The 18,651-nt window shown below is 71.3% G+C and carries 2 protein-coding genes; both read right to left on the bottom strand.

Features of this window, described 5'->3' with window-relative positions:
- Positions 1-89: 89 nt before the first annotated feature.
- The gene (locus OIE47_RS30045) at positions 90-1,163 is read right to left on the bottom strand and encodes a hypothetical protein (RefSeq protein ID WP_326557888.1); all 1,074 of its coding nucleotides are present in this window, start codon (positions 1,161-1,163) and stop codon (positions 90-92) included.
- A complete protein-coding gene (locus OIE47_RS30040; RefSeq protein WP_326557887.1) occupies positions 1,163-18,628 on the bottom strand; it encodes a WXG100-like domain-containing protein in 17,466 nt (5,821 codons plus the stop codon). The genes OIE47_RS30045 and OIE47_RS30040 overlap by 1 nt, the downstream gene beginning before the upstream one ends.
- Positions 18,629-18,651 lie beyond the last annotated feature (23 nt).

Raw genomic sequence — 18,651 nt, 5'->3', positions numbered from 1 at the left:
ACCGGCCGTTCAGGGCGGACGGCGCTGTTCACTGCCCGGTCGCCTGCACTACGCACGCCACGCCGGTCCGGTTCACGGTGATCCGGGGGTCATCCGGTCACCAGTCCGACCGGGTCCGCCACGTGTGCGCCGAACGGTGCCTGTACGGCGGCCAGTGCCCGGTGCAGGCTCAGCACGTCGACCTCGGGCACGGTGTACCGCCCGCTCCGGATGTGCGCGGTGAAGTCCGCCGTCGGCGCCAACCCGTGCTGGTCCAGGTAGTACGCGACGGCGTCGCTCCAGACCCACGTCCCGTCGGTGCGGAAGCTCATCGGCACGGACGCGCCGCGTGCCGGGTCCACCGCGTCGTCGAACAGGGTCGTGGTGATCACGAGCGGCACGCCCTGTGCCAGGTAACGCAGGACCCCGTCCCGCTCGTCGGGATCGAGCGACTCCTCGGCACGGTCGGCCGTGTCCGGCTCGAGCAGCCGGGCGATACGGATCTCGGGCTGTGGTTGGGCGGTCCAGAGCAGCGCGGCGAAGCCGAGCGCGGTGCGCTGGAACATGGGCAGCGTGTCCGCGTCGGCAAACACCGTGACCAGGGGATCGATCTCACCCGCGTCGGACAGGACGCGCTGGAGGCGGGCGGTGATGCCGGGCAGGTTGTCGCCGTCGGCCGCGTACACGAGGTACATCCGCTTCGCCGGCGGCCACTGGGTGTCCAGCGCCGGGTAACGCCAGCAGCGCCACAGGGCGACCGGCCCGGCCGCGTCACCGACGGCGCCGGTCAGTGCCGCATCCAGTTCGTCGGGACCCGCCGGGCCGCCGTCCGACCGGGTCAGATCGACGTTGTACGGGATCAGCTCGCCGTGTTCGGCCAGCACCTCCGGGCCGACCGGTGCGAGTCCGTACAGCGGCATGACCTCGGCCGTGGCGGTCTCGATCTCCGCCAGCGGGTCGGTGTCGCCACCGGTCTCGCCGAGCGTCTCCCGGAGCAGGGCGATGTCGGCCGGGCTGAGCGCGACGCGACTGGTCATGGCGGTGAAGACGACCGCCTGGGCGACGTCGACCAGCATCCCGTCGGCCAGCCAGGTACGGGCCTCGGCGACGAGTTCGTCGGGCAGGGTGCTGTCGACCCGCAGTAACAGGTGGTGGAAGGCCGCCGACCGGCTGCTCTGACTCATCACTGATCTCCATGAAGTTCGGTGGGTTGGTGGGTGACGCCGTGGGCCGCCGCGATCCTGACTGCCAACTGGGCGGCGTACTCCTCGCCCAGGCCGCTGTTGAGGGCGGCGGTGACCCGGTCGCGCAGTTCGGCCATGAGCACCGGCCGCCCGGGGAGCGGGCCGGCGTAGGGACGGATGATCGCATCGGTGAGTCGGCCGACCCCGACCGCGGTCCCCCCGGTCACCGGCAGTTGCGGGGCCGGAGCCGTTTCGGGAACCTGGGGAACCGGGGCGGGGTCCTCGGGCACGATCGCCGGAACAGGCTCCAGCGCCGGCGGGGCGGCCGGTTCGGCGTGCTTGAGCAGTACGGGATGAACCTCGACGCCGAACCTCTCACTCAACCGACGGGCAACATTGTCCAACCAACGAGCAATCTCCACCGGATCCAGATCCGGCCGAACCTTGTCACTCATATACCGACCCGACTTGTCATTCACCTCCCAACGACCCAACACCGCATTCCACCCGAACTCACCACTGATCCGAGCCCGCGCCACCTCAGCCCCACCACCACCAGCAAAACCCGCAGCAATCGTCGGATGACCCTGACCATCCAACAAACCCTTCACCTCATCAACCGTCAACTCCGAACCAACCGAACGCATCCCCTCAACCAACCGCTCCCACTCCCCATCCTCCACAACCGTCAAAATCTCCTCCGACCCCACCCGAATACCACCATCCACATCCACCACGTAATGCCACCGCGCACCCAAACGCTCCAACAACGCCGGCTTGAAATCCTCCAACCGATACCACATCGGATTCAACCGAACCACACCATCAGCCAGCTCCGACGGCTTCACCCGCTTCGGATCAACCACCACCCCGTACTCATGGTCCAAATCCACGACCTCGACCTCGACCGGCGGGGCCACCTTCGCCACCGGCGGCGCCGCCGGTTCCGCATGCTTCAGCAGCACCGGATGAACCTCGACGCCGAACCTCTCACTCAACCGACGGGCAACATTGTCCAACCAACGAGCAATCTCCACCGGATCCAGATCCGGCCGAACCTTGTCACTCATATACCGACCCGACTTGTCATTCACCTCCCAACGACCCAACACCGCATTCCACCCGAACTCACCACTGATCCGAGCCCGCGCCACCCTAGCCCCACCACCACCAGCAAAACCCGCAGCAATCGTCGGATGACCCTGACCATCCAACAAACCCTTCACCTCATCAACCGTCAACTCCGAACCAACCGAACGCATCCCCTCAACCAACCGCTCCCACTCCCCATCCTCCACAACCGTCAAAATCTCCTCCGACCCCACCCGAATACCACCATCCACATCCACCACGTAATGCCACCGCGCACCCAAACGCTCCAACAACGCCGGCTTGAAATCCTCCAACCGATACCACATCGGATTCAACCGAACCACACCATCAGCCAGCTCCGACGGCTTCACCCGCTTCGGATCAACCACCACCCCGTACTCATGGTCGAGATCCGTGTCGGCGAGGGCGGGAGTGGGGCCGACCTCGGGAGCGACAACCGGCTCCTCGGCCACCGGGGCGAACTCGGCTCCGAGCAACGGAAGCGGCAGGACGGCGGGGAATGGCAGGACCGAGTGGAGCGGCAACGTGGAGGGTCCGGAGAACACCACCGGCGGGGCGGGCGCCGACGTCTCCGGCTCAGCTTCGAAGGGCTCGGGGTCGAGAAGCGCAGGCTTGAAGGGCTCGGGGTCGAGAAGCGCAGGGTCGAAGGGCTCGGGGTCGGGGAACTTAGGGGCGGGGGGTTCCAGGTCGAGGTTGAACGTCGGCTTCGGCGCCGGGACGGGCACCTCCGGGTCGTCCTCCTGAATCGGAGGTAGCGACAGCGTCCCCAGTGGTCCCCCGTGTTCGTCGGAGAACGGGAGCAGTGGCGGGACGACAAACGCGGGCTTGGAGATGGTCGGGGTCGACGAATCGGGCTTCGAGGGAAGCGGTGGCGCGGTGGGCGCCGGGGCGGACGGTACGGCGACGGAACCGGCCTGGAAGGCGTCCAGCAATCGGTAGTGCCGCTGGGCGGTCTCCCACCAGGTCGCCTCGGCCACCTCCCGTCTCCGGACCGCCGCAACCCACGCCTGGTCCAGATCGTCGTCGGGTTGCCCGTCGTGCAGCCGACGCTCCAGTACCGCGAACCGGGCGGCGGCCTCGGCCTCACCCGCCTCCACGAAGTCGTCCGCCTCAGTCTTGAGCTGCTGCTCGTTCGCCACGATCTCGTCGAAGTCGTCGTGCACCCTGACCGGTGCCCCGTTGTCGATGCCGAGTACCCGGCGTGCGTCGTCGCGCCCCATCCGCAGCACGACGGTCACCACCGGATCCGCCGTGTCCTCGTTGCTGCGGTGCCGGATCCGCAGTGGCCGGGACCACTTGCCGGGCAGCGTCACCTCCACCACCGGGCGGCAGACGTACGCGACGGCGGCCGACGGGCCTTCGGGTTTGACGTTGCCGAACCCGGTCGCCGAGTTCTCCTCCCCCGCCGCGTTCGCCACCGTCTCACCACTGGACGGACCCGCGCCACCGGTCTCCATCGGCTGGTACGGGTCGTTGATGTACCCGCGCCCGCCGACGATCCGGGGAGCGTGCATCGACTGGTGTTGTACGTTCGAGCCGCTGCCCATGCCGTCGCCGGACTGCTCGACGTGTTCCCGGTACACACCGGAGTCCACCCCGGCCAGCCGGGCCGCCACCGGTTCGAGCCGTACGGTGATCTTCGCCTTCTGCATCGAGGCTTCCGCGCTCGACAGCTCCGGCAGCACCAGCCCCTCGGTCGAGAGCAGCGCCCGCGCGTTCGGGAGCAGGATCTCCGGGGTGAGCGCCTGCTGCACCTGCTGGGCGCCGGGATAACCGGCCGTCCGGAGCCGGCGCGCGGCGTCGGCCATCAGCTCCGCCGCGGCCTGCTGCACCTCGGCCGCGCCGCTCAGGTCCTCCGGGGTGAACCGGGGTGGGAGCAGCAGTCCGTCCCGTTCCTGCCAGCCCGGCTCGACCCCCGGACGGGCCTGCGGCGGGTACGCGCCCGGCCCCTCGATGGCGGCCGGCGGCCGGTTCCGGGCGGCACTGCGCAGGTCCCCGGCCCACCGGTCGACCGTCACCTGCTCCCGGAAGGTGATCGTGTTCGCCGGCACCGCCCGACCCCGGTGGTAGATCCGGATCTCGAAGTGGGGGTTGAGGCGGATCCGTGCCTTCACCCCGCGCCCGGAGCTGATGTCGACGGTGCGTCGCTCGGACTCGTTGAAGTTCGTGCTGGCGGTCAGGTTCCCGGTGTTGTACTGGTAGCCGCCGCCGAGCGCGCCGGCCCCGCCGGCATTCGGATCATCCGGCGCCTTCGGATCCGGCGGCTTCGCGCCCGGATTCATGACGCCCGACGCGAGGGCGCTGAAGTACACCGCCCAGCCACGGGCGCGCCGCATCAGCTTGCCCGCACCCCGCGCGCCGACCATGCGTACGTCGATGTCGTCGTGGTTGGCCACGAAACGGTCGAACTCGATCGGGTCGTTGAGCGTCGCGTGCAGCCGGACGTCGTAGAGCTGTTGACTGAAAGCGCCGGTGTCGGCGTGGATGAGGGAGACTCCGCCGTCGAACAGGGCCGCCCAGTTGCGCCGTACGCCCTTGGGCGAGAGCAGGTTGAGCATCCGGCGACGGTTGAGCATCGGGTCCGCCAGTGCGGTGCCGTTGAGTGCGGCCAGGATCGGCGCTGCCAGGGGCGCCGCGTTCGGGTCCGCCTCCGCCTCCCGCAGGGCGTCGATCGCCGGGCGGACCAGGGACGGGACCTGGTAGAAGGTCTGCAGACCCAGCCCCGCAGACCGGGCGGCCGGCAGGGCGAGCGCCGGATCGGCGTCGTGGCGGATGCTGGACGGGCCGGGTGGCGGCGGCTTCAGTGGCCCTTCGGGTCCGTCGAGCAGGCCCATGGCCGCGGCCTGCTCCTCGGTGACCCGCAGGTAGACCGCGTTCTCGATCACCGCGCTGCGCTCGGCTGTCTTGTGGTTCTGCCAGCGGTCCGGCTGGATCGCGCTCGGCACCAGCGCGGCCGGGAAGTCGGCCGAGTGGGTCACCTCGGCCACCGCCGACACCCGTAGGTCGGCCACCACCAGGAAGGTACGGGCCTGCCCCTTGCGGTTGTTGATGTTGCGCTCGATGAAGCCGCTCACCTTCTCCCGCCAGCGCCTCATCCGGTAACGGAAGACGTGCTGGTAGCCGGCGGTGCCGGTGCCGCCACCACCGGCCTTGTCCTCCACCTTGCCGGGCTTGCGCAGCCCGAGCGCGAACTGGATCCGGCCCAGCCACTGCCGCTCGCGGGTCCGGCTGCCCCACACCTGCACCCCGCCGCCGGGGGCGTTCTCCGTGCTGATCTCGCCGCCCACCGGCACGAGTCGGGGGCGGGTCATCCGGGCCACGATCGACACGTCCAGCCGACCGTCGTCGGTGTCCGTGGTCAACGGCTCCAGGTCCCACTGCCGTTCGGTCATCGTGCCCAGGTTCGCCATCTGCCGGGAGTTCGACAGCCGGTTGACCAGGTCCGCCCAGACCGGCATCCCGCGAGCCAACGCGGCGTCGCCGCGCAGCCCGCCGACCTTGCGTTTGGAGGCCAGGTCCGGCGCGTACCGCTGGGTGTCGAGCACCGCCTGCTCGGCCAGGTTGAACACCTCGGCGCTGCCCGGCATCGCCTCCACGAACCGCCAGTCCCACGCCGGCTCAGGACGCGGAGGCGCCGAGGTCGCCTGCGCCGGCGCCGGGGCGGTCCCCGTCGGCCGGTCGACGAACTGCCGCAACGCGGAGATGTCGGTGCGGGTCTGCCGGGCCAGCGGTCGACTCTCCCGCTCGGCCACGGAGACGGGATAGTCGACGTCACGGCTCGGTAGCGCGCTGCGCGAGTGCAGGACCTTCACCGGGTGCGTGTCGGTGAGGCGGTACTGCGGGATCTGCTCGTCGCCGACAGGTACCGTCTGCGCCAGCCGGGTGAAGCCGGGCACCAGGTTGTGTTCGATCCGCCGGGCCCGCCGGCCGAGCCCGAGCAGCGCCCGCCGGTCCCGGCCCAACCCGACGGTGTACGAGTAGACCGTCACGACCAGTTCCAGGTCACCTTCGAAGCGCTGCGAGTCGGGCGTACCGCCGTGCAGGGACGTTTCCTGGCCGGTCACCTCGATGCCGCTCTGCCGGGCCCAGCGCTGCTGGAACTCGAGCGCGCCACCGGGGGAGAGCGAGGTGTTCACCTTCGGGCCGGGCAACCGCCCGATGAACCCACCCTCCACCGCGACCGCGGCACGCCACTGCGCCCCGGCCGCCGAACCGTCCTGTTCGCTGCTCGACTGGAAGTTACGGACCGCGACGTTGGGCTCCTCCCCCGCGTACGTCGGTTGTCGCGGGTGCCGGGCGGCGACGTGGACCACTATGTGCCGGGAGTACGTCTGCTTGGTCCTGGTCAGGGTCGCGGTCACCCCACCGTTGAGCATCGCGGTGTAGTTCTGCCGCAGGGCCGGCATGGACAGCACGCCGTCCAGTTCGGTCTGGTTGTTCTGCCGCTCGCTCGCCGAGGTGGAGAAACCCATCCGGCGTACGACACCGTCACCCTGGTAACGCGGCAGGAACCCGCCGCCGATCTGCCCGATCAGAGCCGTCGTACGCCGTTGAGCCGCGGCGAACCTGCTCATCCCGTACGGCATCGCGTGCCCGCCGAAGAGCGCGTACGGCGGTGGGCGCCGGAGCTGGTCCGGATCGGGGTCGGGGTCCTGCCGTACCGCCCGCGCCTTGCCGTTGCGGTTCCCGGTGGCGGCCGTGCCGGTCGGCTGCCCCGGCCCGCTGCCGCTGGTGGCCGCGGTGCCGGCCGGCTGGACCGTGCTGATCAGCAGGGCCGCCTTGTCCTTGGGCAGGCGGGCGAGCACGGTCAGTTCCAGCTCGACCGGACGGACGCCGGTCCGGCGCCGGAACCAGTGCTGGAACGTGTTGACCCGGGTGCTCGGATCGATGGTGACCCGGAACGTCACCCTGGCCAGGACGTTCTCGATGTCCTTGAACTCGGTGCCGGTACGGGTCGTGGTGCTCTGCCTGACCGTCGTGGTGGTGTTGCGGCGGAACGCGGCCGACAGCCGGAGCTGGATGTAGGCCAGGCCGAATCCCCATCGGATCGGCACCACGCTCCCGCCGCTGCCGACCATGCTCACGTGCTGTTGCCGCCCGTTGTCGGTGACTCCCGGCTGCCAGCGGAACGACGACTTCTTGACGTCGGCGAGCACCTCGAAGTCGGTCACCCGGGACTGCATCTGGACCGAGACCGCCTGCCGTCGGGACGGGCTGAGCAGCAGCGGCGAGTTCGCCGGGCTCTCCAGGGCGAGCGGTAGCTGTCCCAGCAGGCTCGGTTCGGTGAGCAGCGAGCGCAGTTGGTCCCGGCTGGTGCTGCCCGGGTCGACGGTGCCGGTCCGCCTGATGCGTTGCAGGACCTGCTCGGCCACCTGGTTCCAGGTGCGACGCACACCCCACTGGCCGTCGGGTTGCCGGACCGCCGCGTCCAGCACCCGTACCGGGGTGAGGTTCTCCACCAGGGTGGGGACGTCGAAGTCGCCACCGGCCCGGCTGACGCCGACCGGCGCGTCGGCCCTGGCGATGTCCTCGACCGCCCGGAACCCGATCTGCGCGGTCACCACCGGTGGTGCCGGCGGGTACACCGCCGGCACCGGTAACGCCGGGGCGGCCCGGTGGAATGGCGGTGCCGTCTGCGGTACGGTCCCCACCCGCCCGGCCGTGACGGTGAACTCGACCGACGACAGGACCAGGTTCGACCCGCCGCCGCTGCGTACGTTGTGCGAGTCGAACAGCGAGGAGGTGTTCTCGCTCGACTCCGCGGCCTGGGCGAGTGCCGCCTCGGCGGAGAACCCGCCACCGGGCCCGAACCGGCTCGCCATGGTGAAGCCGCCGCCGACGGCGAGGCTGTCCGCGGAGGTCGCGGTGTCCCGCTGCACGGAGGTGAAGTCGTTGCGGGTGTCGAACTTCGCCTTGTCCGCGCTCTGGTCCACCCAGCGCTGGCCGGTCGTGTTCCGGCTCGGGGTGATGGTGACGCTGTGCCAGTTGCGCCAGCCGTCCCGGACGTCGAAGGTCCGGCCGCCGGTGGTGAAGAAGGACTGGAGGTCCTGCAGCAGGGCCGCCTCGATCGCGGTGGTGTCGACCGAGATCCCCTGCCGGCCGCCCCAGGTGGCACGGGCGTACCGGGGGCGGACCCGGTCCCGTACCCGTTGCCGTACGGCCTCGGTCACGTCCGTCACCAGCCGGTCGAGGTCCGACGCCCCGTCCACCTCGTACAGCAGCTCCGGATTGGAGTGGTAGCGGCCGAGTTGGGCGGCGGTTGCCGGGGTACCCGCCGGAGCCGAGGTCGACGCCGACGGGACGGTGGCGGAGGTGGACGCCTTCGGCTTGCGTCCGAGGCGCAGCCCGGTGCCGCGGGAGTCGCCGTCCTCGGCGACGATGCCGTCGAACGGGATCGGTTGTCCGTCGAAGTCGTTGAGGGTGTCCCACCCCTGCTCGCCCAGGACCGTCGGGGTGAACAGCGACCAGGAACTGCCCCCGATGCTGAGCACCTTGCCGGGATGGAAGTCGGACCCGACGACCACGTCCCCCGACGCGGCGAGCACGTCCCCGTCGCGCGCCGACGCCAGGCCCTGGGTGAACTCGCCGCTCAGTTCGTCCGATCGGCAGGCGACCAGGACCAGCAGCACCTCCGGCGGCACCAGCGGGGTGACGATCCGGGACACCTGCTCCGGGGTGAGCAGTACCTCGCCGGTGGTGCCGTCGCCCAGCCGCACCGGCGCCGCGACGAAACCACCCGCGCCGTGGACCAGCAGGGCACCCCCGGACCCGTACGGTAGCGACCGGTTGCGTACCAGCTCCCAGTCGGCGTCGGAGAGCAGCGCCACTCCGGCCCGTTCACCCGGCGGTCGCCGTACGACCAGGGGTTTGCCGTCGGCGTACCAGGTCCCGGCCTTGTCCCGGACCAACTCCGTCACCCGCACCGGCGCGGCCGGTGCAAGGTCCGTCGGTGACACGATCGCGGAACCCTGATCGCCCATCGTCGTGCTGGTCACCGTCGTCGGGCTGGTCACCGTCGGGCTGGTCACCGTCGTGCCGCTGCCGGACACGGGGCCGAGCGGGGTCGGGACGGCCGCCGCCAGGGGGGTGACGGTCGAGGGACCGGGCTTGCGGTCCGGCCGCCACAACGTCCGCACCCGCTCGACGCCCGCCTTCGGCCGGCCCTTCCTGGGCTTGGCAACCCTGGTCTCGGCGGCCTTCGGCTCGACCTTCGCCGCGGCAACGCCGGTCTCGACGGCTTTCGGCTCGGCCTTCGGCTCAACCTTCGGCTCGGCCTTCGGCTCTACCTTCGGTTCGGCGACGTCGGGCTCGACGGCCTTCGCGGGCGCGTCCTGCCGGAGCGCCGCCTCGGCCTCCTGCCTGAGCCGGGCCAGGCGGCCGGTGTCGACCGGGAGCGGGCCGGCGTTCGGCCGCACGACGGCGTCCGTCAGCCGCTCGGTGCGCCGCCGTTGGAACGGTGACAGTTTGCTCGGCGGCCGGCGGACCTCGACCGTGTCGGCGGCGGCACCGTCATCCTCCGGCACGGCGGGCAGGATCGCGGGCGTGTTGCGGGTGGCCGGTGGCGGGTCGTCACCACCATCGCTGTCACTGTCGCCGTCGGTCTCCACCACGGGGTCCGCGATCCGGTGCGGTACCCCGACGTACGTCGCCTCGAAGTCGTCGAGCAGCTGCGAGTGGGTCCGGAGCAGGTCCCACCAGACGGCCTCGGCCCGCTCCCGCTTCTCGACCGCCGCCTCCCACTCGGTGGTGGCCTCGGCGCGTGCGTCGACCACCTCCTCCCGTTCCATGGGCCGGTCGCGCAGACGGGGCTCCTGGACACTCTGCAGCCGGTACCTGGCCGCCTCCTCGGCGTCGGTCGCCGCGACGAAACGTTCACCGGCAGCGTGCAGCAGCCCGTCGTGGGCCACGATCTGGTCGAAGGCGGCCCGCATTCCCGGCCGTACGGCATCACTGTCGTCGATGGCGAGCACCTGGCGGGCATCGTCCAGGCCCATCCGGAGCACAACGGTCACCGGATCCACCGGACGGCCGATGCGCTGCCGGGCGGGCAGCAGGACCCGTACCCGCTCCGGCAGGATCACCTCCACCACCGGCTGGCAGACGTACGCGACCGCCGCCGACGGACCCTCGGGCTTGACGTTGCCGAACCCGGTCGACCCGCCCTCCTCGCCGGAGGCGACCGCCGCGGTCTCGCCGGTGGACGGACCCGCACCACCGGTCTCCAACGCCTGGTACGGGTCGCCCAGGTAACCCCGGCCGAGCAGGATCCGTGGCGCCTGGGTGGACTGGGTCAACGCGTTCGAGCCGCTGCCCGAGGAACCGGTCGCCTGCTGTACGTGTTCCCGGTACACCCCGGCGTCGACCCCGGCGAGCCGGACCGCCACCGGCACCAGCCGGACCCGGACCACCGCCCCCTTCATCGACAGGTCGGTGCTCGGCACCTCGGGCAGCTCCAGCCCGAGCTCGGCGAGCAGGTCACTCGCGTTCGGCAGCAGGAGCTCCGGCGTCAGCCCCTGGTGCACCTGGTGGGCTCCGGCGAAGCCGGCCTCGGCCAGCCGGTTCGACACCCCCTGGAGCAGGCCGTTCACCGCGTCCTGGAGCACCTGGGCGCCGTCGAGGTCCTCCGGCGCGAACCGGGGTGGCACCAGGATCCCGTTGCGCTGCCGCCACCCCGGCGCCCGGAGCCGACCGGTCCGCAGTTGCGGGGCGGGCAACTGGTCGCTCGGCAACTGGTACGCGCCCGGATCGCCGGGCTCCGCGGGCGGTCTGGCGGCTGTCCCGGTCGGTCGGATCCGGAGGTTGGTGGCCCAACGGTCGACCGTGACGGGCGCCTGGAAGGAGACGACTCCACCGCGTACCGGTCGACCCCGGTAGTAGATCCGGATCTCGAACCGGGGCCGGAGCCGGGTCCTGGCCTTGACCCCGCGGCCGGAACTGATGTCGGTGGTCCGGTTCTCCGACTCCGAGGTGTTCGAGCTGAGCACGAGCGAGCCGTAGCCGTACTGGTGTCCGGCCCCGAACGCCACCGGCTTGCCGTCCGGGTTCAGGATCGCCGAGCCGGCCACGTTCGTGAAGAGCGCGTCGCCACGGCCGCTGCGGACCGTCCTGCCCTGGCCGCCGACGCCGACCGTCCGTACGTCGATGTCGTTGTGGTCGGCCACGAAGCGGACCAGTTCGGGCGGCTGGTCGGCGACGGCGACCAGGCGGATGTCGAACAGCCGCTGGCTGACCTTCCCGGTCTCCGGGTAGAGCAGCGACACCCCACCGTCGAACAGCGCCGCCCAGTGCCTCGGGAACCCGGTCCGGGACAGTACGTTGAGCAGCCGGCGCCGGTTGAGCATCGGATCGGCCAGCCCCATCCCGGTCAGCGTCGCCAGAATCCGGTTGAAGACCGGATGCGGGTTCGGTCGGGCGACCATCGCCCGGAGGGCGTCGATCGCCGGTCGGACCAGTGAGGGCACCTGGTGGAACGTCTGCAGTCCCAGGCCGGGTGAGCGCCCGGGCGGCAGCACGAAGTCCTGGTCGGCCACCTCCTCCGCGATGGTCTCCGGCACCGCCGGATGTCCCGGTTGGGTGATCAGACCGAGCCGGATCGCCTCGTCCTCGCTGACCCAGAGGTAGACGGCGTTCTCGATCACCGCGCTGCGGGTCACCGTCTTGTGGTGCTCCCAACTCGCCGGCTGGAACGGCTCCGGCAGCAGCGACTTCGGCATGTCCGCCGGATTCGTCACCTCCGCGACCACGCTGGCCCGCAGGTCGGCCACCACCAGGTACGACCGGGTCCTGGCCTTCCGGTTGTTGACGTTCCGCTCGATGAACCCGCTCACCTTCTTCCGGTGCCGGGTCATCTTCGAGTAGAGAATCCGCTGGTAACCCCCGGACGCGGTGCCACCGCCGCCGAACTTGTCCTCCGGTTTGCTCGTCTCCCGGCCCGACACGCCGAACTGGACCCGGCCCTGGATCTGGTTCTCCGTGGTCCGGGTTCCCCACACCTGGACCCCGCCACCGGGGGCGTTCTCGGTGGTGACCTCGGACAGGTTCGGCGCCAGCCGGGGCCGGACCAGCCGGGCCGCGACCGACACGTTCAGCCGCCCACCGTCGGCCTCGGTGGTGATCGGCTCCAGGTCCCACTGCTGCTCGGTCATCGGTCCCAGGTTCGCGACCTGCTGGGTGGTGGAGAACCGATCCACCATCTCGGCCCAGACCGGCATCCCCTCGACCAGCGTCACGTCGCCCCGCAGCCCGCCGAGCTGACGTCGCGACACACCCTCCTCGTACTGCTGGGTCTCCAGGACCGTCTCCTGGGCAAGCTCCATCAGTTCCCTGCTGCCCGGCATCGCCTCGACGAACCGCCAGTCCGACACCGCGAGCGGCGGCGGCTGAGGCGGCTGAGGCTGGGCTTGGGCTTGGGCCTGCGGCTGGGGCGGCGGTGCCGGTGCCGGCCGGTCCACGAAGTCGCGCAGGGTCGACAGGTCGGCCTTGGCACGCCGACGCAGCGGGAGCCGGTCCCCGTCGACGGCATCCACCCGGTTCACCTGGAGGTCGCCGAGATCCTGACGGGGGATCGCACTCTTCGCGAACAGCACACTCACCGGCTTGGTGGTGGTGAGCCGGTACTGGTTGAGCTGCCGGTCGCCGACCTGTATCCGGTCGAGGTCCCACTCCTCGGCGGGTGCGGTGGCCGGGGTCAACGGTCCGGCCCGGTGCCCGATCCCCAGCCGGGCCCGCGGGTTGCGTCCGATTCGCTTCTTGTACGTGTAGACCGTGACGACCAGTTCCAGCTCACCGTCGAAGCGCTGGGAGTCGGGCGTACCGCCGTGCAGGGCGGTTTCCTGGCCGGTCGTCTTCACCCCGCCCTGCTGCGCCCAGCGCCGCTGTCCCTCCACCGCCCCGCCGGGCATCACCGCCGCGCTCGCCTTCGGCCCCGGGAACCGCCCGATGAACCCGCCCTCGACCGCCAACGCCGCCCGCCACTGTGCGCCCGCCGCCGCACCGTCCTGCTCGCTGTTGGACTGGAAGTTCCGTACCGCGACGCCCTTCTCCACCCCGGAGTAGGTGAGATCCTGGGTGTGCCGTGCGGTGACGTGCACCACCACGTGCCGCGAGTGCCAGAACTTCGTCCGGGTCAGCACCGCCGCCACCCCGCCGTTGAGCAGGGCGGTGTAGTTCTGCCGCAGCGCCGGTACGGAAAGCACCCGGTCCAGCTCGGACTGGTTCTTCTGCCGCTCGCTCGCGGAGCTCACGAACCCCATCGCCTTGACCGCCCCACCGGTCCGGAACCGGGGCAGGAAACCGCCGCCGAGGCCCCTGACCAGCGTCGACGTACGGCCGTGCAGCTCCCGGAACCTGCTCATCCCGTACGGCACGGAGTTGCCACCGGTCTTGGCCCACGGCGGCGGCAGTGGATCGGGGGCGGTCTCTGCCTCGGAGTCCGAGTTCATCACCTCGTCGCTGCCCTCGGCCTCGGACAGCGCCTCGGGTACGGCGTCCAGCACCGCCCTGCCGGCGGTCTCCTCCGGTAACCTCCTGCCCTTGCCCTTACGGTCACCCCCGGGCGTGGCGCTGTCGTCGGCCGGCGGCGGTCCGGCGAGCAGTTGCTCGGCCTTGTCGCGCGGCAGTCGTGCCAGGATGGTCAGCTCGACCACGACCGGGTGCGGAGACCGGCGGAACGGCCGCTGGAACGCGTTGACCCGGGTCGACGCGTCGATGGTGAGCCGGACCTGCACCCGGGCGAGGACGTTCTTCACGTCCTTGAACTCGGTCCCGGTCCGGGCGGTGCTGCTCTGCTTGACGCTGGTGGTGGTGTTGCGCCGGAACCCCGCGCTCAACCGGGCCTGGATGTACGCGAACCCGAATCCCCATCGGAACGCCCCGCTGCCACCCCCGCCGACGGAACTGACGTGCTGTTGCCGGCCGACTGACGTGACCCCCGGCTGCCACCGGAACGACGACTTCGCGACGTCCTCGAGCACCTCCATCTCGGTGACCTCGGAACTCAGCTCCAGGGCCACCGCCTGCCGGCGCGACGAGCTGAGCACCAGCGGCGAGTGCACCGAGCCTTCGAGCGCCAGCGGCACCTGTCCCAGCACGCTGGACTCGGTCAGCAGCGCCCGTACCTGTTCCCGGCCGATGCTGCCCTCGCCGACCGTACCGGTCGGTCTGAGCTGTTGCAGGATGTCCTCGGCCGTGACGTTCCAGGTCCTGGTCGGGGTGTCGACCCGGTTGCCGTGCGGATCCCGCCGATCCAACCGGGCGTCCTCGATCCGTACCGGATAGAGGCTCTCCACCAGGGTGGACACGTCGAACCGGCCCTGCCGGGAGCTGACGGGGCGGGCGGTGTGGGTGGCCCGGGCGATGTCGTCCAGCGCCCGGAAGGCGACCGTCGCCACCGGCCCGCCCGGCGGTGGCGGGTGGGTGGCCATCCGCCGCCGGTGGTCGGCACCGTTCTCGTGCAGCGGGGGTGAGGTCGCCGGTGGTCGGCCGGCCCGGTCCACCGTCACCGTGAACTGGACCGAGGCCAGCACCAGGTGGGAACCGGCGCCGCTGCGGACGTTGCGGGAGTCGGAGAGGGTGCCGCTCGACTCGGCGGTCTCGGCCGCACGGGCGAACGCGAGATCGCCGGAGAGGGCGCCACCGGGCCCGAACCTGCCGCCGATCGAGGCGCCCAGTCCGAGGGCGAGGCTGTCCCCGGCCGTCGCGGTGTCCTTGAGTGCCACATTCGCGTCGTTGCGGGTGTCGTACTTGGCCTTGTCCGCGCTCTGGTCCACCCACTGCTGGGTGTCGGTGAACCGGGTCGGTGCGATGGTGACGGAGTGCCACCGTCGCCAGCCGTCCCGGACGTCGAACGTCCGTCCGCCGGTGGTGAAGAACGACTGGAGATCCGTACGCAGCGCCTCTTCGATCGCGGTCGTGTCGACGGAGATCGCCTGCCGGCCGCCGTAGGTGATCCGGGCCAGATGGTTGGACACCCGCGCCCGTACCTGCCCTTGTACCGCCCGCCGCAGGTCGTTGACCAGCCGGTCGACGTCGGCCGGACCGTCGACCTCGGAGAGCAGTTCCGGACGTCGGTGGTAGACACCGAGTTCGGCGGAGATGTCCGGCAGCGGGGCGGCCGGCGTTGCCTCGGTCGCCGGACCGGCCGCGAGGACCGGCGTCTTCGCCGGGATTCCGGGCGTCCTCTCGGCACTGGTCGGGGCCTTGAATCTGGTCCAGGGCGGCGGTTTCGCCTTCGCCGCCGTCCCGGAGTTCGACGTCGACGCCTCCTGGTTGGTCGACGGACCGCGGCCGAGCCGTAGACCCGGCCCACGGCCGTCGCCGTCGATCGCGGTGATCCCGTCGAAGGGCCGCGCCAGCTCGTCGACGTCGTCGTTGAGCACGTCCCAGCCCTCGCCGCCGAGCCCCTCGGGGACGAACAGCAACCAGGGATCGCCACCGACCGTGACCAGATTGTCCGAGGAATCGTCGCTGCCGGCGATCACGTCGCCCGAGGCGGCGAGCACGTCCGTACCCCGGGCCGAGGCGAGGCGCTGGGCGAACCCGCCGGCGAGTGCTCCCTGCTCGCAGGCGACCAGGACCAGCGGCACGTCCGGCGGGGTCACCTCGGCCACGATCCGGGCCACCTGGTCGGGGTCGAGCAGCACCGCTCCGGTCGTACCGTCGGCCTGCCGCACGGCAGCCCGGACCAGGTCACCCGCGCCGTGCACCAGCACCGCCGCACCGTCGCCGTCCGGCAGCGGCCTGCCCCGGACCAGTTCGAAGTCGGCGTCGGAGAGCAGCCCGACACCGGCACGTCCGCCGGGCACCGGCCGCACGATCAGGGGTACGCCGTCGGCGTACCAGGTGCCGTCCGCGCCCCGGGTCAGGTCAACCGCCCGTGCCGGCCCGGCCGGCCGGGCCTTACCCGCGAGGGTGACCGGCACGGGTCCGCGAAGGACAGTGGGCAGGACGGGACCGACGGTCCCCGGCCGGAAACGCCGGTGCAGCCGGTTCCATGCCCGACGCTCGCGGGCGTTCCCGGGCCGATGCCGCACGGGTCCCCGACGGCCGTCCGCGCCCGTCACGCCGGGAGTGGAAGGGGTGGTCGGCGGCGCGGGAGGTGTCAGCGTCGGTTGGTCGGTTACAGACGGTGGGATCTCGACCGGGGTCGACGATTCTTCGGTCCGTGGGACGGGGATCCGGTCAGCCGGGTTGCTCACCGAGGTCGGGTCGGGGTCGGGGTTCTGGTTGACAACCGCGGAACTGACCCGGGTGGGGCCGGTGGGTGTCGGGGTGGTGGCCGACGGGCCGGTGGATGTCGGGCCGGTGGATGTCGATTTGGTGGTCGCGGGGCGCGGGGCCGCCGAATCGACACCGGCCGTACTGGAGCCGACCGCACCGGGCACGGTGGTGCTGGAGCTGAGTGCACTGGAGCTGATCGGCGCCGGACCGGTCCGGGCGGCGGACCCGTTGGGCGTGGTGCTGGACGCGGTGCCGCTGGGCGTGGCCGCGGTGCTCGTGGAGGTGGTGCTGGTCTGCGTGGGGCTGGTCTGCATGGTGCTGGTCTGCGTCGCGCCGGTCTGCGTGGCGCCGGTCGAGGTGGTCGGAGTGTTGGTGTTGGTCGGGGTGGTGCTCGTGGGGTTCACCGCCGGGGTGCTGTTCATACCGGCGGCTGTCGTGCTGCTCGACACGGCGCTCGACGTGACCGGTGTCGGGCCGGTGGAGCCGCCGACCCCGTTGGTGGCGGCCGTCGAGGAGGCGCCGGTGGTGACGCTGGTCGGGGTGGGCGCCCCGGTCACCGGGGAACCCGACGACACGGCAGGCGGGGTCGAGGCGGACGAGGTGAACGAGCCGGTGGTGACCGGACCCTGGGAGTCGCCGCCACCGACCGTCGGGCCGAACCCGTCGGCGGACGCGGCCGCAAGGGAGGGTGCCGGACCGTTCGACAGCGGGCCGTCGAACGTCGGCGCACTCGACAGCGGAGTGCTGGGGGTCGGCGCGTTGGGCAGTGCGCCGTTGGAAATCGAGCCGTCCGACAGAGGGCCGACGGGGGTCGGGCCGTTCGGGGTCGGGCTGTCCTGTGCGTCGGGGCCGCTCGACGGCGTACCCGAACCCGTTGTCGGCGCCGGGGAGCTGGGCGCGGGGCCGTTGGTCGGCGCGGGACCCGGAACGGCACCGACGGGAGTCGGCGTCGAGGTGACCGGGTCGGAGTCGGTCAGACCCTCGGAACCGCCGTCGGTTGGCGTACCCGGATCGTTGGACCCGCCCTTGGGACCACCCGGCGGACCCCCACCGGGGCTGCCCGGCGGCGGACCGCCGGGGGTGACCACCGGGGTCGGCACGTCCGTCGGGGTGGACTTGGTCGGCTGGTCGGTGCCGTCGGCGTTCGGTCCGTCGTCCGGACCCGGCCGGATCGCGTTGCCGACGTTCGTGCCGGCGATGCTGGCGCCGGCAGACAGGATCCCGGAGGTGGCCGCGGCGCCGGTCACCTTGAAGCCCTCGCCGTTGATGGCGTTGACCGTGCCCTCGGCGAGAACCTCGGTGCCGGCCTCGACCACCAGCTCCTCGGCCGCCTCGACCACCGCCTGCCGGGCCGTCGGTTTGGGCGCCGGGGTCATGAGGGCGTCGAGGAAGGACTTCGGTGGCGGCTTCGGGGTGGGAATGTTGTCCACCACCGCGTCGGCGACCTCGCCACCGAACCGGCGGAAGATCCGGTTCGCGGCCGGGCCGAGGACCGTCGCGATGGCACCGCCCACCGCGCCCGCGATCGCCGCCTGCCGGGTCAGCGACGTGTCGATGTGGTCGCGGGTGCCCATCGCCATCTGCAACCGCTGCACGATCAGGTCCAGCAGCACCTGCAGACCGATACCGATGATCTGGTTCATCACCACGTGCATGAGCAGGCGCCCGAGCAGCGTACGGACCAGGAAGCGGAAGATGGCCACCCGCGCGGCCAGCCAGTTCAGCGCCGCACCGGGATTGAAGAACGAGAAGGCGAGCGCGACCGCGAACTCGATCAGCAGCAGGATGATCGCGCCGATCAGGGTCATCTTGACGTACTGCACCTGGGTGCCGCTGGTCTGGCTCTTCGCCCCGAGCTTGCGCATGTGCAGGCCGGCGGCGGCGAGGAAGCCGGGTTCCTCGTCGACGTACGCCCGCATCGACTCGACGAACGCCTCGTCGGCCTGGCCGGACACCCCCTCGCGGATCGACTCCACGGCACTGACGAGCAACGGGATCGCGGCCTCCACCCCGTCGGCCGCCCCGTAGTAGGCACGGGACATCCCGAACAGCCGATCCTCGTTGGCCCCCGGGAAGTCCTCCCCCGAGACCCACTTGAGGAAGCCGGCAAGCTGGTCCGACGCCTCGATCGCCATCCGGCCAGCTCACCTCCGTCCGT

The sequence above is a fragment of the Micromonospora sp. NBC_01796 genome, assembly GCF_035917455.1.
In the GTDB taxonomy this organism is placed as follows: Bacteria; Actinomycetota; Actinomycetes; order Mycobacteriales; family Micromonosporaceae; genus Micromonospora_G.
This window is presented reverse-complemented; position numbering and strand designations above follow the sequence as displayed.